We start from the raw sequence: 586 nt of genomic DNA, 5'->3' as shown, positions 1-586 counted from the left end.
GTGCGTAACCGCAAGGAGCGCCCTAGGGTAAAACTGGTAATTGGGGCTAAGTCGTAACAAGGTAGCCGTACCGGAAGGTGCGGCTGGAACACCTCCTTTCTGGAGAGGAACCGAGAAGAGGTTCTTGCCTTGTACTGCAGATGAGTTTGTTTTTCGATATAAAAAAGAGAGAAAGATGAAGCCGAGTCGGAACGGACGAGGTTGAAATGTCGAACGAGTGAGAGCAGAACCAAGCTCGCTTGGGTTATGCCGAGCGGGGAGACATAAATCATCGGCACGATGATAACTCACAAGCTAGTCCTATAGCTCAGTTGGTTAGAGCGCTACACTGATAATGTAGAGGTCGGCAGTTCAACTCTGCCTGGGACTACCTCAGAAAAAACTTCGCTTTTTATTTGCCGGTTTGAAAGGAAATACCTACCTTTGCAGCCGCTTTGAAAAAATGAAGCATGAAATCTTGGGGGATTAGCTCAGCTGGCTAGAGCACCTGCTTTGCACGCAGGGGGTCAACGGTTCGAATCCGTTATTCTCCACGAAGTGAGAAATAGAGGATGGGCGAGCGCAAGCGAAGCCAGTCCTGACAAGT

2 tRNA genes and 1 rRNA gene are annotated in these 586 nt (G+C 49.3%); all 3 read left to right on the top strand.

What is annotated here, in order from left to right:
- Positions 1-99: ribosomal RNA gene (locus tag H6A28_RS14815) — 16S ribosomal RNA — on the top strand; the annotation flags it as partial.
- A gap of 197 nt (positions 100-296) precedes the next feature.
- Positions 297-370, top strand: a tRNA-Ile gene (locus H6A28_RS14810).
- Between the two features lie 89 nt (positions 371-459).
- A tRNA-Ala gene (locus H6A28_RS14805) sits at positions 460-533 on the top strand.
- The last annotated feature ends 53 nt before the right edge of the window (positions 534-586 follow it).

This window comes from Bacteroides mediterraneensis (genome assembly GCF_016900355.1).
Lineage (GTDB): Bacteria > Bacteroidota > Bacteroidia > Bacteroidales > Bacteroidaceae > Phocaeicola.
Note: the sequence above shows the minus strand (reverse complement) of the source record. Positions and strands in the feature narration are given on the sequence as shown.